Consider the following 22,810-nt stretch of genomic DNA (forward strand, 5'->3'; position numbering starts at 1 on the left):
TATATGTCAGACGTTGCCGCTATAGAGCTACTTGTTGAAAAACATGCTGCTTTAAAAAAGGAAATAGCCAAGATAATTGTAGGTCAAGATGAAGTTATAGAGCAAATTCTTTTGTCTATTTATACTGGCGGCCATTCATTGTTGATAGGTGTGCCAGGGTTGGCTAAAACCCTAATGGTAAACACCATTGCCCAAGCCTTGGGATTAAATTTTAAAAGAATACAATTTACGCCGGATTTAATGCCAAGTGATATTCTTGGAAGCGAGGTTTTAGATCAGAACAGGAATTTTAAATTTATTAAAGGGCCTATTTTTTCTAATATTATCTTGGCGGACGAAATCAATAGAACACCGCCTAAAACCCAAGCTGCACTTTTGGAAGCTATGCAGGAAAGGGCTGTAACCATTGCCGGACACCAGCATAAACTAGAATTGCCCTACTTTGTTTTGGCTACCCAGAATCCAATTGAGCAGGAAGGTACTTATCCGTTACCGGAAGCGCAGTTAGACCGTTTTATGTTTGCAATAGAATTAAAGTATCCTACGGTAGAGGAAGAAATCTTGGTTGTCAAAAATACGACTGCAGACCGTAAACAAGTAATCAACCCTTTGTTCAAGGCCAGTGAAATTATCGCAATCCAAGAATTGATAAGAAGAATTCCTGTTGCTGATAATGTGGTGGAGTACGCGGTAAAATTGGTAAATAGTACACGGCCCAATTTACCATCGGCTACAGAATATGTAAAACAGTATTTGGATTGGGGTGCTGGGCCAAGGGCTTCGCAAAACCTTATTTTGGGCGCAAAGGCCAATGCTGCTATCAATGGCAAATTTTCACCTGATATTGAGGATGTACATGTTGTGGTAAAAGGAATTTTGCGCCATAGGATCATTAAAAACTACAAGGCGGAAGCCGAGGGTATCTCAGAGGAAGATATTATTGATAAATTGTTGTAATCCATTTTTTTCTAAATCGTTTGCGTCTTTTTTTGAGTCATTTTAATCTTAATGCGTAAAATTAGATTCATTATACGTATCCATTTGTGAAAAAGCGATCAATCATACTTAATTAATTTTAATTGCGTTATAGATTTTCTTAAATTTACCGAATTGCGTTAACTTAAAATAACTTAAAGAATGGCATTTGATATTGATATGATAAAAGAGGTTTATGCCAATATGGCTAAACGTGTTGATGAAGCGAGGAATATTGTAGGGAAACCTCTTACTCTTTCTGAGAAAATTTTGTACTCCCACTTATGGGACGGTACGCCTACCAAGGCATTTACCAGAGGTAAGGATTATGTTGATTTTGCTCCAGATCGTATTGCTTGCCAAGATGCAACGGCACAAATGGCCCTATTGCAGTTTATGCAAGCTGGCAAGCCCAAGGTTGCGGTACCAACTACGGTACACTGTGATCACTTGATACAGGCTAAAAGTGGTGCTACCGCAGATTTGAAATCTGCAAATTCTACCAGTGCAGAGGTTTTTGATTTTCTAGAATCGGTCTCCAATAAATATGGAATTGGTTTCTGGAAGCCGGGAGCGGGTATTATTCACCAAGTGGTATTGGAGAATTACGCATTTCCGGGTGGAATGATGATAGGTACGGATTCTCATACCGTAAACGCAGGTGGTTTAGGTATGGTAGCCATAGGTGTTGGTGGTGCAGATGCCGTTGATGTAATGGCAGGTATGGCTTGGGAACTTAAATTTCCAAAATTAATTGGTGTTAAGTTGACAGGAACTATTTCTGGTTGGACCGCACCAAAGGATGTAATTTTAAAAGTTGCCGAAATTTTGACCGTAAAGGGTGGAACAGGCGCGATAGTTGAATATTTTGGCCCAGGTGCCAAATCATTGTCTTGTACCGGTAAAGGAACTATTTGTAACATGGGTGCGGAAATTGGGGCAACCACCTCAACGTTTGGCTATGATGAATCTATGGAGCGTTATTTAAGGGCTACCGATAGGGCAGATATTGCAGACGCAGCCAATAAAGTAAAAGAACATCTTACTGCGGACGCAGAGGTTTACGCTAATCCAGAGCAGTATTTTGATGAGGTTATTGAGATTGATCTAACTGCGTTAACCCCATTGTTGAACGGTCCTTTTACTCCAGACCTTTCTACTAAAGTGGGTAGTGATATGACCAAAAAGGCTACGGAGCATGATTGGCCATTGGCGGTTGAATGGGGATTGATCGGTTCTTGTACCAATTCTTCATATGAAGATCTGTCCAGGGCATCATCAATAGCCCAACAGGCAATAGATAAAGGATTGAAAATGAAGGCTGAACTAGGAATTAACCCTGGTTCCGAGCAAGTTCGTTATACAGCGGACCGTGATGGTATATTAGGCATATTCGAGAAATTGGATGCTAAGATATTTACAAATGCCTGTGGGCCTTGTATAGGACAATGGGCTCGTTATAGTGATCCTAAAAATGCTCCTAAAAACAGTATAGTCCACTCATTCAATAGAAACTTTGCAAAACGTGCGGACGGTAATCCAAATACCCACGCATTTGTTGCATCTCCGGAAATAACTGCGGCCATTGCCATTTCCGGTCGATTGGATTTTAATCCTATGACGGATAAGTTGATCAACGAAAAAGGAGAAGAAGTTATGTTCGATGAACCAACAGGATGGGAATTGCCTCCAAAAGGTTTTGAAGTTGAGGATGCAGGTTACTTAGCGCCAGATGAGGATGGTTCCGGGGTTGTGGTAAAGGTTGCTCCAGATTCTGAAAGATTACAATTATTGGAACCCTTTACCCCAATTAAGGATGAAAGCCTAATGGGCGCAAAATTGTTGATAAAGGCATATGGTAAATGTACAACCGACCACATTTCCATGGCTGGACCTTGGTTGCGTTTCCGTGGTCATTTGGACAACATTTCTAATAACTGTTTAATCGGTGCGGTAAATGCATTTGGTCATAAGACCAATATGGTAAAAAACCAACTTACCGGTGAATATGGCGGTGTACCGGATACGGCACGTGCATATAAAGCGGCAGGGGTAAGAAGTATTGTTGTAGGTGATCATAACTATGGTGAAGGTTCATCTCGTGAGCATGCAGCCATGGAGCCACGTCATTTAGGTGTTGCCGCCGTACTCGTAAAATCTTTTGCCCGTATTCACGAAACTAACCTTAAAAAACAGGGAATGTTAGGGCTTACCTTTGCAAATGAAAACGATTATGACCTGATTCAGGAAGACGATACCTTTAATTTCCTTGATATTGCGGAATTTGCCCCCGATAAACAATTGACCATTGAAGTTGTTCATGCAGATGGCAGTAAAGATGTGATCAAGGCAAACCACACCTATAACGATGCTCAAATTAGATGGTATAGGGAAGGATCGGCGTTAAATGTTATTAAGAAAGAAAACGCTGCATAAACATCGTTTAAAATAAACACAGAAAACTCCTGATAATATTCAGGAGTTTTTTAGTTTTGGGTCCTATCTAATTTTAATGAAAAGACAAACTGTTTTTACCTTATTGATCATTGCCTTTGTGCTTTCTTTTTTTGTAACGCCTTTAGGTGATTTTAGCAAAATACAGTTGAATAGAATTTTTGCTACTTCCCCAACAATTATAAAAGCGGAAAAAAGAGGTAGAATTGCGGATTATGATTGGAATTTAAAGGATAGTAATTGGAATATATTCAATTTTCAAGAAGCAAAGGGTAGCGTTGTATTCATTACTTTTTGGACTTCTTGGCATATGCCGTCCCAAGCGCAATTAAAAGACGTTCAATATCTTTTTGATACCTATGGGGACCGTATTAAATTCTATGTAATTACCAATGAGGAAAGAGCGCCTGTAGAGCTTTTTATGGAAAAAGAGGGCTATACTTTTCCTGTAACCTATCAAATCATTGGTGAGCCAAGTCCCATATCCTTATTAAAACCTCCGGGTTCATATGTAATAGATAAAAAGGGCTCCATAGTGATTCACCAAAACGCGATCGCTGATTGGGACAATGACAAGGTAGATCGGTTATTTGATCAACTTCTTACGGAATAGTTATCTACTAGGATGTACGTAACTATTACTTTTTAAAATATTTAAAGGGAACAAATAGCATTCCAAAGCATTCACCATCACCTTTTCCTAAATGTTTATGATGCATCTTGTGAGCCCTTCTTACACCTCTACTGTACCAGTTATTGGCATTCCTGAACAATTTAAAACGTTGGTGTATAAATATGTCATGTACCAAGAAATATGCAATGCCATAGGCTAAAATGCCAAATCCAGTAGGGTATCCGTACCAAGATCCATTAGCTCCAGTGTAGAACAATGCCATACTTACAATTGCATAAAAAATAAAGAAAGCATCATTTCTCTCAAACCATGAATCGTGGTCTTTATGATGGTGATCTTTATGTAGGCTCCATAGGAAGCCATGCATAATATATTTATGGGTAAACCACGCCATAAATTCCATAAACAAGAAAGTTCCTAAAAATAGTAAGATCCAAATAATTATGTCCATTAGACTAAATTCATTTTATATTTAACATACGACCTTGCCAAAAGGCCAAATTTTTGATAGTTGGGTACTCTTATTCGAGCATTTTTAATTTCTAAAGATGGGGTTTTCTGTAGTTTTTTTAATAGTTTGAAATAATATTTATAAGCCGTATAAACTCCAAATTTTGCTTCTGCGGGCAAGTTGATAATTCCACTATAACCTAATCTAAAATCAGCTTTAATTTCTTCTACAATCCTTTTTTTGGAAAGTTCGTCTAACTCTCTTAAGTTGGTATTTGGAAAGTAAGAACGGTTTAATTGTTCAAAATCTGCCTTTACGTCTCTTAAAAAATTAACTTTTTGAAAAGCAGACCCCAATGCCATTGCGGAATCCTTTAAGCTTTCATACCTGTCTACATCCCCTTTAACGAATACTTTTAAGCACATTAGGCCAACCACATCTGCAGAGCCGTAAATGTATTCCTTGTACTCCGCATCTGTACGATATATATTCTTAACCAAATCCATACGCATGCTTTTCATGAATGAATCTACCAAATGCTTTGGAATAGAATACGTATGATAGGTATGTTGAAAAGAATTTAAAATTGGATTAAGGCTTATTCTGTCTTGCAGGGCATTTTCCAAATCTTGTTCAAATTTATCAAATAAGAGCTCTTTGTCATAATCGTGAAAAGTGTCCACGATTTCATCGGCAAAACGTACAAACCCATAAATGTTATAAATATGGCCACGGATAGATGTATGAAGCATCTTGGTAGCCAAGGCAAATGAAGTGCTATATCGTTTTGTGACGATTTTGCTACATTCATACGATACAAGGTCAAATGTTCCTTTCATGTACTAAACTAATTATTGGTTCTAATTAATTCTGACACTAATTTACCGGAAATCAAAGCAGGAGGAACTCCGGGTCCAGGAACAGTCAGTTGTCCTGTAAAATATAAATTCTTAACTTTTTTGCTCTTCAAGTTGGGCCTTAAAAAGGCTGTCTGTGTTAACGTGTTTGCCATTCCATAGGCATTTCCTTTGTAAGAATTATATCTTTCTATAAAATCCTTGACACAAAATGTTTCCTTGAATATAATATTATTTCTAATCTTTTGACCTGTTCTTTGTTCAAATCTATCCATGATCATGTCAAAATACTGGTCTCTTAATTCTTGGGTGTCGGTTAAATTTGTTGCAATGGGTACCAGAAAAAAGCCTGCTTCATTATTTTCCGGGGCCATGGTGGCATCCGTTACAGAAGGAAAATTTGCATAGAACAATGGACTTGTAGGCCATTTGGGATCATCGTAAATTTCTTGGGCGTGAAGCTCAAAATCCGTATCAAAAAAAAGGTTATGATGTTCTACGTTCTTTAATTTGGTATCGAAACCAATATAGAACAGTAAAGATGAGGGGGCAAAAACTTTTTTGTCCCAATAAGAGGCACTGTACTGTCTAAATTTATCTTCTAGCAATTGTTCTGTGTGGTGATAGTCTGCACCGCTAATAACCATATCCGCACGATGGAATTTGCCATTACAGCTTACACCTTTTACTTGGCCGTGTTCTACATTAATGTTGTCTATAGCACTGTTGGTGTGGATGGTTACCCCAAGCTCTTGCGCAAGTTGTTGCATTGCTTTTATGACCTGGTACATACCACCCTTTGGATGCCATGTGCCAAGACCAAAATCTGCAAAGTTCATAAAATTATAGAATGACGGCGTATTGCTTGGTTTTGCGCCAAGAAACAATACCGGAAATTCTAGGGTTGATACCAACTTTGGGTTTTTAAATGACTTCCGTACCTGTGAGCTTATTGTTTTAAAAAACTGATCAACTTTTAAAATAGTTTCTTTGGTTACTAATTCTAAAGGTGAAAGGCCAGGTCTTAGGACAATTTTATTAATGGCAATGTCATAATTTTCTTGTGCTTTATCAATAAACTTTTTTAGTGCTATTGAACTGCCTTTTTCAACTCTTTCAAATTCTTCGCAGATTTTCTCCATGGTATCGCCAATGGTGATAATGTCATCTGCAAAAAAGATTTTGTAGGCAGGGTCAAGCTTGTCCAATTGGTAGTAGTCTGATGTTTGTTTATTGAAATCGGAGAAAAATTTATCAAAAATATCGGGCATCCAATACCAACTGGGTCCCATGTCAAAAGTAAACCCGTCTTTGGTGAATTGAGATGCACGTCCGCCCACACTATCATTTTTTTCAAACAAGGTTACATTAAAGCCATCTTTGGCCAGATAGCATGCCGCAGATAATGATGAAAAGCCAGAACCGATTACAATACAATCTTTGCCCATAAAAGGATTTGTTTATAAATGGTTTACCAAATTGTCTATGGAAGAAAAAGTTTTGCAATATGCTGGTTTGGTAGCATCCTCAATATACCTTGTTTGTCTGCCTAGCAACCATAAATTAGGATTGTTATAATTGGAAACCAATTTATCAAAATCCTCCAAATATTTATTTACCCGATCCTTTTCGGGAAAGACCGTAAAATAGGATACGAAATATACGTTGTCAAAATATTTTAGGATATCCTCTAAATTTTCAATGGGTATGGTTGGGCCCAAATAGATACATTTATAGCCTTTAAGTAAGATTTCATAATTCACATACAGTAATCCAATTTCATGAATCTCATTATCAGGTAAGAATGCTACAAATACTTTATCGTTTTTTACAGGGCTTAAATGTTGAAGTTTCTCTGTATTCAGGAGAATTTTTTGTTTTATTAAGCTACTGATAAAGTGTTCGTGTGCAGGGCTTATGGTATCCGTTTGCCATAATAGACCTAATTCGTTCAAAAGAGGTACAAAGGTTTCCTTAAATATCTCACGGAATGAATTTTCACCCAAAAGGGCATTATAGGTATTAAAGAACATGGTCTGGTCAAAATTGATCATTGCCAGCTTAAAGGCGTTGATTGCATGACTTTCATGACTATGTTTGGCTACTATTTCCCTAACAACATAAGCAATTTCCCCTTCTGGTATCTTGGCAATCTTGGAAATTTTTTGTCCGTTGTTATAGAGCAACGTTACATTGAGTAACTTTTGAAGGCTGGACAGACTGTAGGTACGTATATTGGTGTCCGTACGTTCAGGCTGCAATAAATTGTACCTTTTTTCCCAAATTCTAATGGTGTGAGCTTTAATGCCAGAAAGATTTTCCAAATCCCTGATACTAAATTGCTTTTTTACATTGTTCATGTTTTTTGACAAATAATTAAACAAACTTACGATTATTTGTTTAACGTAGTATATAGTTGAAGTTAAAATTATCAAAATAAAAAAGGTTAGATACCATATCTAACCTTTTTGTGCCCACGACTAGATTCGAACTAGCACGTCCTTGCGAACACTACCCCCTCAAGGTAGCGTGTCTACCAATTTCACCACGTGGGCTTCTTATTATGAAAGAACCGCAAATATAGAAACCAATCCTACATTTTAAAATTATTGCCCATAATTAATTCTATAATTCCTATAACTAGATAGTCTGTATGGTCTATATTTTTATTGATTAAATTGTTAGTAGTTTTTTCAATAAATGCTGTAACCAATAAGATTTGCGCCATATTTATCGGAAAATCACTGATAAATATGGTTAAAGGGGTAATATACTATTAGGTATGGTTAACATATAAACATAATTAAAAAAGCTTTAACATTACTTTTACGTATCAAAAAAAATAGAATATGAGTATAGAATGGAAAGGTGTCATGCCTGCGGTAACAACAAAATTTACTGCCAACGATGAATTGGATTTAGAAATGTTCGCAACGAATATTAAAGCACAGATAGATGCTGGCGTTAGTGGAATTATTTTAGGAGGTACATTGGGGGAGGCCAGTACACTTACTTATGATGAGAAAAAAATATTGATGAAGGAAACCGTCAATCTTGTTGAAGGTAAGGTTCCCGTCATTATCAACATTGCGGAGCAGACTACCAAAGGGGCTATACATGCCGCAGAAGTTGCGGAAGAATGTGGAGCTACCGGATTAATGATGTTGCCACCAATGCGTTATAAAGCAAATGACTATGAAACGGTAACCTATTTTAAAGAAACTGCTAAAAGTACCGACCTACCTATTATGATCTATAATAACCCTATAGATTATGGTATTATGGTAACTATGGAAATGTTGGAGGAATTGACCGTCTGTGACAATATCCAGGCCGTAAAGGAATCTACAAGGGATATTTCTAATATTACCCGAATTAAGTCCAAGTTTGGAGACCGTTTACAAGTTTTGACAGGGGTGGACACCTTAGGGATGGAAAGTGTACTGATGGGTGCCGATGGATGGGTTGCGGGATTGGTATGTGCGTTCCCTGCTGAAACCTGTGCCGTTTTTGAATTGGCAAAGGCAGGTAGAATTGCAGAGGCATTGGAAATTTACAGATGGTTTCTACCTTTATTGGAATTGGATATTAGTCCGCAATTGGTGCAGAACATTAAAATGGCAGAGGTGGCCACAGGAATAGGTACTGAATTCGTTAGGGCTCCGCGACTACCATTAATTGGTAAGGAAAGGGAGCGTGTTGCTGCGATTATCAAGGCAGGAATGGCTTCTAGACCTACGCTGCCGGCCTATAAGGGAATCAACTAATTGTGGTATATTTAAATGAATATCGCAATATCAAAAATATAGCGGTATGTATACGGATGAACCGGATTTTTACAAAGGTTCTTTCTTTAACTTACACAAGTAGTTCAAAACAGAAGATATGATAAGTGGAAAAAATATAATAGGAAGTAAAATGTCAGCAAATGGGGAAAAAACGTATAAAACGTTCAACCCAATAGCGAACCAGGAAAACGAATGGATTTTTAATGAAGCTACAACTGCAGAAATCAATGAGGCCGTTGCATTGGCCCATGAGGCTTTTAAGGTATACAAGGATATTTCCGGTGCCAAAAAGGCGGAATTTTTAAACGCCATTGCCTCAGAAATAGAAACATTGGGCGATGAGCTTATTCATACGTACTGCTTGGAATCTGGGTTGCCCGAAGGAAGGGCGCGCGGGGAACGGGGTAGGACAATGGGGCAGCTTAAAGCGTTTGCCAATTTACTGAAGGAGGGTTCTTGGGTAGAAGCGGTCATTGAAAAAGCCCAGCCTACAAGAGAACCTATGCCTAAGGCGGATATTCGCAAAATGTTATTTCCACTAGGTCCTGTAGTCGTTTTTGGTGCAAGTAATTTTCCCTTGGCATTTTCTACAGCAGGAGGGGACACGGCAAGTGCCTTAGCGGCAGGATGCCCCGTAATCGTTAAGAGTCACCCCATGCATGCCGCTACGGGAGAATTGGTAGCTTCAGCCATCATAAAAGCAGCTGTCAAGACCGGTATGCCCAATGGGGTATTTTCCAATCTAAATAGTAGCGGGGTAGAGGTAGGCCAACAATTGGTACAACATCCCAAAGTCAAGGCCGTAGGTTTTACAGGTAGCTACAATGGGGGAATGGCCTTATATCAATTAGCGAACGAACGCAAGGAGCATATACCTGTATTTGCGGAGATGGGTAGTATTAACCCCGTAATTGCCCTGCCTTCTGCCTTAAGGGAAAGTGGAGATATGTGGGCCACAAAATATGCTGCTTCCATAACTTTGGGGACAGGCCAGTTTTGTACAAATCCCGGATTGGTCTTAGGTCTTGAAGGTGAGGACCTGAATTCTTTTGCCTTAAAATTATCGGAAGAAATTCTAAAGCTGCAACCTGCTGCTATGCTTCATCCAAATATCCATTCCAAATACATGGAAGGTAAAGAGGTATTATCTACACAAAACGGTGTAGAGGTTTTGGCAGACCATAAAGATGCGGTAAATGCCAATACGGCCGGTCCTACAATCCTAAGGGTAAAAGGGAATGAATTTTTACGGAACCATATCTTGCATCAAGAAGTATTTGGTCCTTTTTCTGTGGTCGTAAGCTGTGAAGATGCAGTTCAAATGGAAGAAATCCTAAATCAGCTAGAGGGTCAATTGACCGGTACTGTCCTAGGTGAAACGGAGGATTTAAAAACTTATGGTGGCATTGTAGATGCGTTACAGGAAAAGGTTGGCAGAATTTTGTTCAACGGTGTGCCTACCGGGGTAGAAGTTTGTTCATCCATGGTGCACGGTGGCCCTTTTCCGGCAAGCACGGACCCACGTTTTACATCAGTAGGTACTTCTTCCATTAAAAGATGGGTTAGACCTGTATCCTTTCAGGATTGGCCCAATAAATTTTTACCACAAGCCCTACAAGATGATAACCCATTGAACATCGTACGCTTGGAAGAAGGAACTTATTGTAAATAACATACTTGTAAAGTATATACTTATGCGTAAAATCATTGTGTTAATTGCCTTATTTGGGGTTGTTTTTTTTGCCCCCTGTACAACGAATGCCCAACAGGACCTACAACAATTAGAACAGATTATAGCGGATTTTGAATCATACAAACCCTATGATAGAAAAGCATATCCGCTTGGGTTGTTTACTGAGGCAAAAGAAGAGAAAGATGCGCAATTTGCAAAGGGGTTATTATCCCGTTTGCAAGCCTTGGATACTTCTTCCTTGACGGAAACCCAAATGATTTCAAAGGAGTTGCTACGGTTTAGACTTCAAAACCAAGTTGATGAGTTTAAGTTTAAAACCTTTTTAAACCCTATACAAGCAGACCAAGGCTTTCATTTAAATCTAAATTATAGGATAAAGCCAATATTGAGCTATGCAGATGCCAAAAAATATTTAAATATGTTGAATGCCATACCTATCTATGTTGATCAACATTTAGTTTTATTGGATAAAGGGCTTCAGCAGGGTATATCGCAACCTAAAATTATTTTTAATGGATATGGTTCTACTTATGACACCCATATAGTAGATAATGCTGAAGAAAGTAGTTTTTATAGTCCCTTTACGGCATTGCCATCGGGTCTGGGTACGCGTCAAAGGGACTCGGTTATCAAAGCGGCCAAATTGGTAATAAGTAATAAGGTCGTACCGGCGTTCAAAAAGATAAAGAATTATTTTGAAACCCAATATATTCCTTCTACTAGAACTGCCATAGGAGTTTCTGAAACCCCTAATGGTAAAGAATTTTATCAGAACAGAATTAACTATTATACCACAACGGAAGAATATACGGCAGAGGATATTCATGCGATAGGACTTGCCGAGGTAGCTCGAATAAAATCGGAAATGGAGCAAATTATATCCAATGTAAATTTTGAAGGTAGTTTTAGTGATTTCCTTACCTTTTTAAGGACGGATCCCCAGTTTTATACGAAAACGGGAAATGAGCTTTTAATGCATGCTAGGGATATTGCAAAACGAATAGACGCGGAATTGCCCAAATATTTTAAAACGTTGCCCAGAAGGCCTTATGGAGTAAAAAAAGTACCCGATGCAATTGCACCCAAATATACTGGTGGTAGATATTCCGGACCTTCTTCTGATACCCAGCCCGGTTTTTATTTGGTAAACACTTATAAATTGGAAAGTAGACCATTATATACTTTGCCGTCACTGACCGCCCATGAAGCGGTGCCAGGCCACCACTTACAGGGTAGTTTAAATAGGGAGTTGGGAGATAGTATCCCCAAATTTAGAAGAAATATGTACTTATCCGCTTATGGTGAAGGTTGGGCCCTGTATACTGAGTTTTTGGGAAATGAACTCGGTATCTATAGAACGCCTTATGAGGAGTTTGGTAAACTAACTTATGAAATGTGGCGTGCGTGTAGGCTGGTAGTAGATACAGGAATTCATGCCAAAGGGTGGACTCGTGAACAAGTCGTGGATTATATGACCAATAATACGGCATTGTCTGCCCACGAAATCAATACGGAGACAGATCGTTATATTGCATGGCCGGGACAAGCGATCTCCTATAAAATGGGAGAGATTAAAATTAGGGAGTTGCGTAAAAAAGCGGAAAGAGAGCTAGGCGAACAATTTAACATTCGCGATTTTCACGAAATTATATTGGAGCAAGGAACGGTAACCTTGCCCATATTGGAGCAACGGGTCAACAATTATATCAAGCGCAAAAAATAATCCATTATGGCAAGCAGTACTTTTGTTTGTATAGATGCACATACCTGTGGTAACCCTGTACGGGTAATTAAGCATGGTGGACCAGAATTAATTGGAGCTACCATGAGCGAAAAGCGGCAACATTTTTTGACCGAATTTGATTGGATAAGAAAGGGACTCATGTTTGAGCCCAGGGGACATGATATGATGAGTGGCAGTATTTTTTATCCGCCCCATGACTCTTTGAACGATTTTGGAATATTGTTCATTGAAACCAGTGGTTGCCTTCCAATGTGCGGTCATGGAACTATAGGAGCTATTACAATTGGTATTGAGGAAGGACTGATCAAACCCAAAATAAAAGGTGAGGTACGTATGGAAACCCCAGCAGGATTGGTACTGGTAAAGTATGGGCAAACCGGCAATAAGGTAGATTGGGTAAAACTTACCAACGTAAAATCTTATTTGGCGGAAACGGATTTAACAATTGATTGTTCCGATCTTGGAGAACTGCAATTTGATGTTTCGTACGGAGGTAATTTTTACGCTATAATAGACCCCCAAAAGAATTTTACCGGTATTCATGATTTTTCTGCCAGTAAATTAATTCAATTCAGCCAGGAAATTAGAGAAAAAATAAACCATAAATATGCCAATGCATTTGTTCACCCTGAGGATGGGACCATTAATGGTGTAAGTCATATTTTATGGACAGGGAACACCATTGCGGATACTGCAACTGCAAGAAATGCCGTCTTTTATGGAGATAAAGCAATAGACCGTTCTCCATGTGGTACTGGGACCTCTGCACGAATGGCCCAATGGCATGCAAAGGGCAAACTAAAAATTCATGAGGATTTTGTACATGAAAGCTATATAGGTTCACAATTTATTGGTAATATAGAGGAAGAGACCATACTTGCCGGTAAACCGGCTATTGTTCCCAGTATAAAAGGATGGGCCAAGATATATGGTCATAACACGATCACCATAGATGATGATGATCCATATGCATACGGATTTCAAGTCATATAAACATAAACAATCGATCAATGAAAAAAATAAACCTTTTAATAATCCTAACGGCAATAGTATTTATAGGTTGTAAGGAGAAAGTGGTAACAGAAGAACAGTCAATGACCGTCATTGAAAAAGCTGCTGCACAATATGAACATTTGTATCATAAAGCTATTTCCTATATGGATAGTGATCGACCAATGCCCAGAACAATTGTGAACGGTAAATTGCATACCGTAGGTGTATATGATTGGACAAGCGGATTTCATCCCGGGTCTATGTGGAACCTATATGGACTAACAAATGATACTACATGGAAAAACCGTGCAGTAGCCTACACCCATTTAATGGATACCATTCAATATTATGAAGGTACCCATGATTTGGGCTTTATGATTGGTGATAGTTATGGCAATGCTTTGAAATATATGGATAAGGAGGCTTATGAAAAAGTAATGGTACAAGCGGCCAAGTCCTTGGTTTCCCGTTTTAAGCCAAAAGCTGGGGTCATACAATCATGGAATTCAAATGATAGGTGGCAATGTCCGGTGATTATAGATAATATGATGAATTTGGAAATGCTATTTGAAGCGACAAAAATATCCGGTGATTCTACATTCTATAATGTAGCCATCATGCATGCAGATACTACCATGGCAAAACATTTTAGGGACGATTATAGTTCATACCATGTTTTGGACTATGATACGGAAACCGGAAAAGTTCTAAAACGCAATACGGCACAGGGCTATAAAGATGAATCTGCTTGGGCTAGGGGGCAAGCATGGGGACTTTATGGATATATTGTAATGTATAGGGAAACAAAAGATGAAAAATACCTGGACCAAGCAAAAAATATAGCATCGTTCATAATGAACCACCCCAATTTGCCCGAGGATAAAATTCCATATTGGGATTATGATGCCCCTGTTACTAAAGATACTCCGCGAGATGCCTCTGCCGCTGCTATAACCGCATCGGCACTTTTTGAACTTAGTACCTATGTTGAAGACGATTTAGAACATGCGTATGTAGACAGGGCCAATACCATTCTTGAATCCTTAAGCAAGGAGCCCTATTTGGCGGAAATTGGAACAAATGAAGGCTTTATTTTAAAACACTCTACTGGGCACAAACCTCAAAATTCTGAAATAGATGTTCCGTTAAACTATGCGGATTATTATTTTTTGGAAGCTTTACTGCGCCAGCGCGATATGATCAAGTAAGTTACCTATGGCTAAAAATATACTGATAATTGGTGGTGGTATTATAGGTTTATGTTCTGCGTATTATTTAAGCAAAGAAGGGCATAATATCACTATTATTGAAAAAGGTAACGGCAACGAAGGTGCTTCATTTGTAAATGCAGGATATATAACCCCAAGCCATATTATTCCTCTGGCCGCGCCTGGAATGATAGCCCAAGGCATTAAAATGATGTTCAATTCGGCCAGTCCTTTTTACATGAAACCTCGCCTGGAAACTGATTTTTTAAAATGGTCCTGGTTCTTTCATCGTTCATCCACAAAGAGAAATGTTGAAAAGGCCATTCCGCTTATAAAGGAAATCAATCTTATGAGTAGGGCCCTTTTTGCAGATATAAGGGAATCAGGTGATTTGGGAGAATTTCAATTGGAGCGGAAAGGGCTTTTGATGATGTATCAGACCCAAAAAAGTTTTCTACATGAAAAGAAGGTGGCAGAGAAAGCCAGTGCATTGGGCCTGGAAGTTTCTTATTTGGACAGAACACAACTGGGCAAATTACAACCCAATGTCCGTTTGAATGCTGAAGGGGCCATACACTATGAATGTGATGGACATACGACCCCAAATGAAATAATGCCCAAGCTATTACATTTTTTAAAGAACAAAGGTGTAACAATTTGTATGGGGGAAGAAGTGATGGATTTAGCAATGAACAACGGCCAGATACAAACTGTTAAAACCCAAAAAAACACTTATGTAGCAGATGAGGTCATTTTGGCTGCCGGAGCATGGAGCGGAGCGCTTTCCAAAAAATTAAATCTTAGATTGCCCATACAGGGTGGCAAAGGATATAGTATTAATGTAGAGCGCAAAACCGGTATTACCATACCTGCCATATTAATGGAACCAAAAATGGCGGTTACCCCAATGAACGGATTTACACGGTTTGCGGGTACTATGGAATTTTCGGGGAATAATACTATGGTTAGAAAGGAGCGGGTAACGGCCTTGGTAAATGGTGCAGAATCTTATTATCCGGACCTTAGATTCAATGAAGAAGAGGTAAGAAAGGTCAAAACCGGTCTGCGACCCGTATCTCCTGACGGTTTGCCGTATATTGGAAAGACAAGACATATTAAAAACCTCACTATTGCCACTGGTCATGCTATGATGGGGTGGAGTTTGGGTCCGGCCACGGGTAAACTCGTTTCTGAAATAATAGAAGAGCGAAAAACCAGTATGGCTATTGAAGCATTTTCACCGGATAGAAGGTTTTAACCATTAAAAGGCAATATACTTATCGATATGTAAATACCGTTCACCGACAGTAAATGAACATTCACCTACAGTGGACCTAAAAAGAGAATCAATTAGTTGAATTTTGAATCTTCAAATATTATAGACTATGGATATCTTGTTAATAGAGGATGATTTAATCGAAGTGATGAAGTTGAAACGTACCGTTTCTAAACTAAATTTAAAGCATTCGATAATTGAAGCCAAAAATGGTGAGGAAGCCTTGGAATATTTGAAGTCTGGCAAAAAATTACCGGACATTATACTATTGGATCTGAACATGCCAAGAATGAACGGCATAGAGTTTCTTAATATCTTAAAGAATGATGAGATATTATGTTATTTACCTACAATCATTTTAACTACATCGGAAAATAGGGCAGATTTACTGAAATGTTACCAAGCAGGTATTGCTGGTTACGTTATAAAACCCTTAAAATACGAGGATTACCAATTTAAGTTAAATGCAGTTTTAGAGTATTGGAGTGTTAACCAATTGGTTAAAGGCTAACAAAAAAGTATTTTTCACAACATTTCTTTACTTATATGTATTAATTTTCCTACGTTTGATGCCGTAGTAATAGTTTATATTTTCAAATGAAAGGAATTGTATTTACAGAATTTCTGGAAATGGTAGAGATCCAATTTGGTCTTGAAACCGTTGACAGGATTATAGAAAAATCAGATTTGCCATCAGAAGGCATATATACTTCAGTAGCTACCTATGAATTTAATGAGATGGTTGCTTTGATTACGAATTTAAGTGAAGAAGTAAATTTACCTGCCGGCGATTTGATCTATGCATTTGGTCTTTATTTGTTTACAAGTCTAAGCAAGGCCCACCCAGAAGTCATACAAAGTTATAGGTCACCAATTGCCCTATTATATTCCATAGAGGACCATATTCACGTTCACGTTAAAAAATTATACCCCGAAGCGGAATTGCCTTCATTCAAAATACTTGAGAAAACGGACAATTCCCTATCCATGATCTATACCTCTACCAGAGGTTTGTACAGGTTGGCAGAAGGTCTGATCGAGAAATCTTTTGAGCACTTTAATGGTAAAGCCAGTATCACATATGAATTATTGAAGGATGATGGTACGGAAGTAAAATTTGATATCGTGCAAAATGGACAATAATGAGGTTTCTCTTCTGAAAAAAGCCCTTGAGCGACAAAAAAAAGCCAGAAAACAGGCGGAAAAAATTTTAGAGGATAAGTCTAAGGAATTGTATGATGTAACCCGTCATTTGCGGGAAAGTAATGCCAAACTTGAAAACCTACTTAGTGAAAAAACGTCAGAGCTGGACGGTGTCTTTATCAACATCATAGATCCTTACGTAGTTATGGACCTTAGTTTTAATGTGATTAACATGAACAGGTCCGCTAAGGAATTTTTAGGATTTGACCACAATATCAATAAAGTCCACCTTTCTAAATTTATTCATCCAGAGTTTTTGGATTATACCATAGAGTCCATGCGTTCCTTAATGGAAGTGGGTACCTTAACAAATTACCGTGCCAAGATCATATTGGACGAGTCTACGGTAAAGTGGGTACAGATCAATGGTAGTTTAATCTACAATAAGGATCGTAAGCCAATTGCAGCACAAGGTATTTTAAGGGATATTACCCAAGAAATGGAAGTTAAAAAATTGCTTTCGGAGCAAAAAAAGCAGTTGGATATTATTGTGGAAAATTCTCCCTTAGGTATCATATTGGCCAAAGATGGTCAAATAGTGAAGGCGAACAACACTTTTGTGGAAATGCTGGGTTACCAAGAAAAAGAATTAAAAAAGGTTACGCTAAACTCCATTTCCGAACCGGATAATGAAACGGAGAGAGATAGTAACATTAATGAGGGATCGAATAAGGTTACTTCAATAGTAAAGTTTATTAGGAAGAACGGATCAAAATTTACGGCCAAGACCACAATGACTTCCATCTCTGAAAATGATCTAAAGTCAGATTATCAGGTTGCGATCATTGAGGATATCTCTAAGGAACTGGAAGCGGAAAGAAAACTTAAAGCATCTGAAAGTAGGTTATCTGCCTTGATTTCCAATTTGCAAACAGGCGTTCTTCTGGAAGATGAGGATGGTAAGATTGCCTTGACGAACCAAAAGTTCTGTAATATTTTCAATATTAAGGCCAATCCTGCAGAGCTAATAGGTAAGGATTGCGATTATTATGAAGAACTTAATAAGCATCAATTTAAAAAACCTGATCAATTTTTACAGCGTATTGCAGATATTTTAGCGAAAAAGGATACCACATTGGCTGATGAACTGGAAATGTTAGATGGACGAATTTTAGAACGGGATTTTATTCCTATTAACAATGATGGCGCATATAAGGGCCATCTATGGGCCTATAATGATGTAACCATCAGCAAGAACTATAGAAAGAATCTAGAAGTTCAACGAGAAAAATATAGCAGTATCATTGCGAATATGAACTTAGGTTTGGTAGAGGTAGATAATGATGATGTTATCCAAATGGTTAACCAGAGTTTCTGTAAAATGAGCGGTTACAGTGAAGATGAACTTATTGGCAAAGTGGCATCGCGTGTAATTCAGATTAAGGAAGAGCAATTAATACCCCAGAAAAATGCCAGTAGGCTAAAAGGTAAAGTAGATTCTTACGAGGTTGAGGTTATCCATAAAAACAATTCCGTAAAGCATTGGCTTATCAGTGGTGCTCCCAGATTTAGCGATACGGGTAAGGTGATAGGTTCTATTGGTATTCACTTGGATATAACGGACCAAAAACATTTGGAACTGCAAAAGGAAAAGTTGTTACACGAATTGGAGAATAGTAACCAAGGGCTACAGGAATATGCGCATATAGTTTCACATGATCTTAAGTCGCCATTGCGAAGTATTAGTGCATTGGCAACCTGGCTATACGAGGATTATAAAGATGTACTTGATGACGGGGGTAAGCAGAACCTTGAACTAATGCAGGAAAAAGTTGGTTCAATGGATAAATTGATCCATGGCATTTTGGAATATTCAACAGCAAATAGTTCTGAGCTTGATTATTCTAATGTAGACTTGAACGATGTAATTACGGATATTGCGGAGATTATATATATACCGGAACATGTACAGTTACGTGTGCCGGTAAAATTGCCGGTCATAATGGCTGATAAAACCAAAATGCATCAGGTCTTTCAGAATATTATAGGCAATGCCGTTGTCCATATTGAGAGAGAGCATGGGTTGGTAGAAGTACTTTGTAAGGAAGAAAGTGATTTTTGGCATTTTACCGTAAGTGATAATGGTGTGGGTATACCCAAAGAATACCATAAAAAGATTTTTGACATATTTCAATCTATAGGCCATAACGAACGTTCAACAGGAATAGGACTTTCCATTGTTAAAAAAATTGTGGACCGTTACCATGGTAAAGTATGGATCGATAGTACGGTTGGCCAAGGAACCCAATTTCATTTCACGATAAAAAAGAATGAAAACTTAGCAGAACTTCCATGAAAATCATTCAAGCAATTAAAAAGGCCAACGAACCCTTTGTTTTTAAAGGATGTTCCAATGGAAAACATTTAAAAAAACCCTTAGTGTTGGTTTTTGGCAATAGGTATATGTTAGAGGCCAATTCAATTTATGAAGAGGTCAAGGAATTTTTTACAGATGCGCATGTGGTTTTTGGTTCTACGTCAGGAGAGATTATGGATGATACCGTTTTAGATGGTACCATTGTCCTAACGGCAATAGAATTTGAGAAAAGCTCTATTCTGGTTCACCGAAGCAATGTAAGTGAACATAACAACAGTGATGAAAAGTTGGGGCAACATTTAATGGCGCAGTTTCCCAAAGAGGATTTAAAGCATTTGTTTATAATCTCAGAAGGTAGTACGGTCAATGGGAGTGCGCTTATTAACGGTTTGGAGAAACATAAGCATAGTATGATAAGTTTGTCCGGTGGTTTATGTGGAGATGACGATCGTTTTGAAAGGACATTGGTCTCTTATAACGAAAACCCCAAAGAAGGTGAAATTGTGGCCATAGGTTTTTATGGAAGCTCTTTGGAAATAACCAGTGCCAATTTTGGCGGATGGACACCTTTTGGTCCAGAGAGAATTATTACGAAAGCTCAAGGCAATATACTGTATGAACTTGATGGTAAACCCGCTTTGGATCTCTACAAGAATTATTTGGGTGAGAAAGCCAAGGAGTTGCCAAAATCCGCTTTATTGTATCCGCTGAGTGTTCGTACCAGTGAGGAATCTGAACCTTTGGTGCGTACCATCTTAAATATTGATAATAAGGAAAATGCAATGATACTTGCCGGTGATGTGCCTATTGGGTCTAAGGTGCAACTAATGATGTCCTCTGTAGATGATATTGCAAGTGGGGCATATAGTGCTGCGGAACTTGCCATGAAAGGAAGAAATAAAAATCCAGAGATTGCCCTGTTGATCAGTTGTATTGGACGTAAATTGGTTATGGACCAAAGAACCGAAGAGGAAATAGAAGAGGTGAAGTCTGTTATTGGGAATAGTACTGTTATTACCGGTTTTTACTCTTACGGTGAAATGGCGCCATTTCAAGGTCAGGACCAATGTAAACTCCATAACCAGACCATGACCTTAACCTTATTCAGCGAATAATGCATTCATTAATAAAAAGACAATTAAAGAAACATCTATCTGATGAATTGCAGGATAACAAGGAAATTGCAAATTTTCTTGAGGCGGTAGATAAATCATATGAAAATTATGATGAAAAATTGTCCATGATGCATAGGGCGTCCACAATTAGTTCCAAGGAATTGTACCAGGCAAACCAAAGATTAAAGGAAGAAGCGGATCAACAAAAGAATATTCTTACCTCTTTAATGGAGGCCATCCGTAGCCTCTCGGAAAATTTAAATGAAGAACAATTGTTTGATCATGCAAATTTAAACGAGTTCAATGCAGCGTATCTCGCCGAAAACATAAGTAACCTGGCATCAAAGGTTTCTGAAATGTCTGTAGAAAAAGATAGACTGCTCGTTAGCCTAGAAGTACAGAACCAGTCTTTGAACAACTATGCCCAAATGGTCTCGCATGATTTAAAGTCCCCTATACGTAATATCAATGCTTTGATGGATTGGATCATGGCGGATGAAATGGAGAAATTTTCTCAGGACAGTAGGGAAAACTGTACATTGATCTCACAAAATCTAGCAAAAATGGATAAGTTGATTACCGGTATACTTAACCATGCTACCCTGGGACAAACGGAAGAATTAAAGGTCTCTTTTGATCTTGCCGAAGCTTTACTGGAAATAGAAAAGACCATATATGTTCCTGAACATATTGTTTTTGAATACGCTGATAACTTACCACAAATGTATTTTGAGCGAGATATTCTGGAACAATTGTTCATGAATTTGTTCACCAATGCCGTCACTGCAACGGAACATGTTGAAAAAGGACGTATTAGCATTGGTTATGTAACAGATGAGGTATACTGGAAATTCAGCGTAACAGACAATGGTAAAGGTATTGCCAAAAAACACCAAGATGGGCTTTTTCAAATGTTCAAAAAATTGGAAACCGATAACAATGCCACAGGAATTGGACTTGCTATTGTTAAGAAAATTGTAGTTCTTTATGAAGGAGAAGTTTGGTTGACCTCTAAAGAAAATGAAGGAACTACTTTTTATATCACTTTAAAGAAGAATTCATGATAGAACGGCCAAATTTAAAATATGTGGATGAACTGGCAGGTGATGATGTTGCCTTTAGAAATCAGTTTATTGCAATAATCAAGGATGAGTTTCCTGTAGAAAAAAAAGAATATTTAGACCATATTGCTCAAAATAGGCTAAAGGAAACTGCAGAAATGGTACATAAGCTTAAGCATAAATTCAATATTTTAGGAATGGAAAAGTCCTATCAGCTAGCAGTGGACTATGAGAAGGAGCTACTTATGGGAAAGACAGATAGTGAACCAAAGTTCATGATAGTTTTAGACACTATAGAATCATATATAAAAACGATATAAATGAATTGTATAATAATTGACGATGAGGCAACGGCTAGGGCCATTGTAAAACAATTATGCTCTAAAATACCTGATTTGGATGTAATTGAAGAGTTTGATAATGCTATTTCGGCAATTAAATTTTTAAATCAACAACAAATCGATGTCATCTTTTTAGATATTCATATGCCCGGCTTTAGCGGTGTTGATTTTGTACAGACCTTAAAAAATCCACCACATATCGTACTTACGACATCAGATACCAATTTTGCTATTGAGGCTTATGAATATGAATGTATAGTTGATTATTTGGTTAAACCCATCACCCAGGAACGCTTTGAAAAATGCATCAATAAAATAGAAAGTATTGGCAATCAAGATTCTAAATCCCAAAAAACAACACAACCGGATGCCATTGAGGGAGAAGATCTTTATATTAATATAGATAGGAGGTTAATAAAGCTTAAGCTCAGTGAAATATTGGTTATTGAGGCCAAAGGTGATTATATTGATGTCAAGACCGAAAAAGAAGAGTACAGGGTTCATACTACATTAAAGAAAATTAAGGAGAAACTTCCTGAAAAATTGTTCTTACAGATTCATAGATCTTACATAATTAATTTTACAAAGATTATAGATATTGAGGATAACAGTGTTTTGATCGCAAAAAACGTGGTTCCCATTAGTAGGTCCAATAGACCGGAATTAATGAGAAGGTTAAACCTTTTATAATATACATTTG

Annotated in this window: 20 protein-coding genes and 1 tRNA gene; 16 read left to right on the plus strand and 5 right to left on the minus strand. The window is 37.9% G+C overall.

The window, feature by feature from the left end:
* Positions 1-3: 3 nt before the first annotated feature.
* The 3 genes from JM81_RS17525 to JM81_RS17535 all read left to right on the plus strand — a co-directional run bounded on the left by JM81_RS17525 (position 4) and on the right by JM81_RS17535 (position 4,042).
* Positions 4-957: an AAA family ATPase gene (locus JM81_RS17525; RefSeq protein WP_144805323.1), complete on the plus strand. Its 954-nt coding sequence runs from the start codon at positions 4-6 to the stop codon at positions 955-957.
* A gap of 180 nt (positions 958-1,137) precedes the next feature.
* On the plus strand, positions 1,138-3,411 hold the full coding sequence (locus JM81_RS17530) for an aconitate hydratase (RefSeq protein WP_144805325.1): 2,274 nt from the start codon (positions 1,138-1,140) through the stop codon (positions 3,409-3,411).
* Positions 3,412-3,487: 76 nt separating this feature from the next.
* Positions 3,488-4,042, plus strand: coding sequence for a TlpA family protein disulfide reductase (locus JM81_RS17535; RefSeq protein WP_315897758.1), 555 nt, complete (start codon positions 3,488-3,490; stop codon positions 4,040-4,042).
* A gap of 25 nt (positions 4,043-4,067) precedes the next feature.
* Here the strand turns inward: JM81_RS17535 and JM81_RS17540 are convergent, their stop codons facing one another.
* The 5 genes from JM81_RS17540 to JM81_RS17560 form a co-directional block, all read right to left on the minus strand.
* The gene (locus JM81_RS17540; RefSeq protein WP_089262028.1) at positions 4,068-4,514 is read right to left on the minus strand and encodes a sterol desaturase family protein; all 447 of its coding nucleotides are present in this window, start codon (positions 4,512-4,514) and stop codon (positions 4,068-4,070) included.
* Entirely contained in the window at positions 4,514-5,353 is an 840-nt protein-coding gene (locus JM81_RS17545) for a phytoene/squalene synthase family protein (RefSeq protein ID WP_089262026.1), read from the minus strand. Before JM81_RS17545 ends, JM81_RS17540 begins: the two co-directional genes overlap by 1 nt.
* An 8-nt stretch (positions 5,354-5,361) precedes the next feature.
* Complete coding sequence (locus JM81_RS17550; protein ID WP_144805329.1) at positions 5,362-6,819, minus strand: phytoene desaturase family protein; 1,458 nt, start codon at positions 6,817-6,819, stop codon at positions 5,362-5,364.
* 12 nt (positions 6,820-6,831) lie between these two features.
* On the minus strand, positions 6,832-7,731 hold the full coding sequence (locus JM81_RS17555; protein WP_089262022.1) for a MerR family transcriptional regulator: 900 nt from the start codon (positions 7,729-7,731) through the stop codon (positions 6,832-6,834).
* A 111-nt stretch (positions 7,732-7,842) separates the two neighbouring features.
* A tRNA-Leu gene (locus JM81_RS17560) sits at positions 7,843-7,926 on the minus strand.
* Positions 7,927-8,220: 294 nt separating this feature from the next.
* Here JM81_RS17560 and JM81_RS17565 point away from each other — a divergent pair.
* From JM81_RS17565 to JM81_RS17625, 13 genes are all read left to right on the plus strand, one after another.
* Positions 8,221-9,138, plus strand: a complete 918-nt coding sequence (locus JM81_RS17565; protein ID WP_144805331.1) for a dihydrodipicolinate synthase family protein — start codon at positions 8,221-8,223, stop codon at positions 9,136-9,138.
* A 118-nt stretch (positions 9,139-9,256) separates the two neighbouring features.
* Entirely contained in the window at positions 9,257-10,831 is a 1,575-nt protein-coding gene (locus JM81_RS17570) for an aldehyde dehydrogenase (NADP(+)) (protein ID WP_144805333.1), read from the plus strand.
* A gap of 22 nt (positions 10,832-10,853) precedes the next feature.
* Positions 10,854-12,575, plus strand: a complete 1,722-nt coding sequence (locus tag JM81_RS17575) for a DUF885 domain-containing protein (RefSeq protein WP_144805335.1) — start codon at positions 10,854-10,856, stop codon at positions 12,573-12,575.
* A gap of 6 nt (positions 12,576-12,581) precedes the next feature.
* Complete coding sequence (locus tag JM81_RS17580) at positions 12,582-13,589, plus strand: 4-hydroxyproline epimerase (RefSeq protein ID WP_144805337.1); 1,008 nt, start codon at positions 12,582-12,584, stop codon at positions 13,587-13,589.
* Between the two features lie 17 nt (positions 13,590-13,606).
* Positions 13,607-14,797 carry a glycoside hydrolase family 88 protein gene (locus tag JM81_RS17585; RefSeq protein ID WP_144805339.1) on the plus strand — a complete coding sequence of 397 codons (1,191 nt, stop codon included), beginning with the start codon at positions 13,607-13,609 and terminating at the stop codon, positions 14,795-14,797.
* Between the two features lie 7 nt (positions 14,798-14,804).
* Complete coding sequence (locus JM81_RS17590) at positions 14,805-16,055, plus strand: NAD(P)/FAD-dependent oxidoreductase (protein WP_144805341.1); 1,251 nt, start codon at positions 14,805-14,807, stop codon at positions 16,053-16,055.
* Positions 16,056-16,182: 127 nt separating this feature from the next.
* Positions 16,183-16,584 (plus strand): response regulator, encoded by a 402-nt coding sequence (locus JM81_RS17595; protein ID WP_089262008.1) that lies wholly within the window; start codon positions 16,183-16,185, stop codon positions 16,582-16,584.
* 86 nt (positions 16,585-16,670) lie between these two features.
* The gene (locus JM81_RS17600; RefSeq protein ID WP_144805342.1) at positions 16,671-17,216 is read left to right on the plus strand and encodes a heme NO-binding domain-containing protein; all 546 of its coding nucleotides are present in this window, start codon (positions 16,671-16,673) and stop codon (positions 17,214-17,216) included.
* Positions 17,206-19,572 carry a PAS domain-containing sensor histidine kinase gene (locus JM81_RS17605; protein WP_144805344.1) on the plus strand — a complete coding sequence of 789 codons (2,367 nt, stop codon included), beginning with the start codon at positions 17,206-17,208 and terminating at the stop codon, positions 19,570-19,572. Before JM81_RS17600 ends, JM81_RS17605 begins: the two co-directional genes overlap by 11 nt.
* A complete protein-coding gene (locus JM81_RS17610; protein ID WP_144805346.1) occupies positions 19,569-20,708 on the plus strand; it encodes an FIST signal transduction protein in 1,140 nt (379 codons plus the stop codon). Before JM81_RS17605 ends, JM81_RS17610 begins: the two co-directional genes overlap by 4 nt.
* A complete protein-coding gene (locus JM81_RS17615; RefSeq protein ID WP_144805348.1) occupies positions 20,708-21,772 on the plus strand; it encodes a sensor histidine kinase in 1,065 nt (354 codons plus the stop codon). Before JM81_RS17610 ends, JM81_RS17615 begins: the two co-directional genes overlap by 1 nt.
* Positions 21,769-22,089 carry an Hpt domain-containing protein gene (locus JM81_RS17620; protein WP_144805350.1) on the plus strand — a complete coding sequence of 107 codons (321 nt, stop codon included), beginning with the start codon at positions 21,769-21,771 and terminating at the stop codon, positions 22,087-22,089. The genes JM81_RS17615 and JM81_RS17620 overlap by 4 nt, the downstream gene beginning before the upstream one ends.
* Positions 22,090-22,800, plus strand: coding sequence for a LytR/AlgR family response regulator transcription factor (locus JM81_RS17625; protein WP_144805352.1), 711 nt, complete (start codon positions 22,090-22,092; stop codon positions 22,798-22,800).
* Positions 22,801-22,810: the final 10 nt, after the last annotated feature.

It is taken from the genome of Maribacter sp. MAR_2009_72 (assembly GCF_007827235.1).
Classification (GTDB): Bacteria; Bacteroidota; Bacteroidia; order Flavobacteriales; family Flavobacteriaceae; genus Maribacter; species Maribacter sedimenticola.

Bases quoted from the DNA above. Each gene is read 5' to 3' on its own strand.
- JM81_RS17525 (WP_144805323.1), top strand. From the start codon at position 4: ATGTCAGACGTTGCCGCTATAGAGCTACTTGTTGAAAAACATGCTGCT.
- JM81_RS17530 (WP_144805325.1), top strand. From the start codon at position 1,138: ATGGCATTTGATATTGATATGATAAAAGAGGTTTATGCCAATATGGCT.
- JM81_RS17535 (WP_315897758.1), top strand. From the start codon at position 3,488: ATGAAAAGACAAACTGTTTTTACCTTATTGATCATTGCCTTTGTGCTT.
- JM81_RS17540 (WP_089262028.1), bottom strand. From the start codon at position 4,514: ATGGACATAATTATTTGGATCTTACTATTTTTAGGAACTTTCTTGTTT.
- JM81_RS17545 (WP_089262026.1), bottom strand. From the start codon at position 5,353: ATGAAAGGAACATTTGACCTTGTATCGTATGAATGTAGCAAAATCGTC.
- JM81_RS17550 (WP_144805329.1), bottom strand. From the start codon at position 6,819: ATGGGCAAAGATTGTATTGTAATCGGTTCTGGCTTTTCATCATTATCT.
- JM81_RS17555 (WP_089262022.1), bottom strand. From the start codon at position 7,731: ATGAACAATGTAAAAAAGCAATTTAGTATCAGGGATTTGGAAAATCTT.
- JM81_RS17565 (WP_144805331.1), top strand. From the start codon at position 8,221: ATGAGTATAGAATGGAAAGGTGTCATGCCTGCGGTAACAACAAAATTT.
- JM81_RS17570 (WP_144805333.1), top strand. From the start codon at position 9,257: ATGATAAGTGGAAAAAATATAATAGGAAGTAAAATGTCAGCAAATGGG.
- JM81_RS17575 (WP_144805335.1), top strand. From the start codon at position 10,854: ATGCGTAAAATCATTGTGTTAATTGCCTTATTTGGGGTTGTTTTTTTT.
- JM81_RS17580 (WP_144805337.1), top strand. From the start codon at position 12,582: ATGGCAAGCAGTACTTTTGTTTGTATAGATGCACATACCTGTGGTAAC.
- JM81_RS17585 (WP_144805339.1), top strand. From the start codon at position 13,607: ATGAAAAAAATAAACCTTTTAATAATCCTAACGGCAATAGTATTTATA.
- JM81_RS17590 (WP_144805341.1), top strand. From the start codon at position 14,805: ATGGCTAAAAATATACTGATAATTGGTGGTGGTATTATAGGTTTATGT.
- JM81_RS17595 (WP_089262008.1), top strand. From the start codon at position 16,183: ATGGATATCTTGTTAATAGAGGATGATTTAATCGAAGTGATGAAGTTG.
- JM81_RS17600 (WP_144805342.1), top strand. From the start codon at position 16,671: ATGAAAGGAATTGTATTTACAGAATTTCTGGAAATGGTAGAGATCCAA.
- JM81_RS17605 (WP_144805344.1), top strand. From the start codon at position 17,206: ATGGACAATAATGAGGTTTCTCTTCTGAAAAAAGCCCTTGAGCGACAA.
- JM81_RS17610 (WP_144805346.1), top strand. From the start codon at position 19,569: ATGAAAATCATTCAAGCAATTAAAAAGGCCAACGAACCCTTTGTTTTT.
- JM81_RS17615 (WP_144805348.1), top strand. From the start codon at position 20,708: ATGCATTCATTAATAAAAAGACAATTAAAGAAACATCTATCTGATGAA.
- JM81_RS17620 (WP_144805350.1), top strand. From the start codon at position 21,769: ATGATAGAACGGCCAAATTTAAAATATGTGGATGAACTGGCAGGTGAT.
- JM81_RS17625 (WP_144805352.1), top strand. From the start codon at position 22,090: ATGAATTGTATAATAATTGACGATGAGGCAACGGCTAGGGCCATTGTA.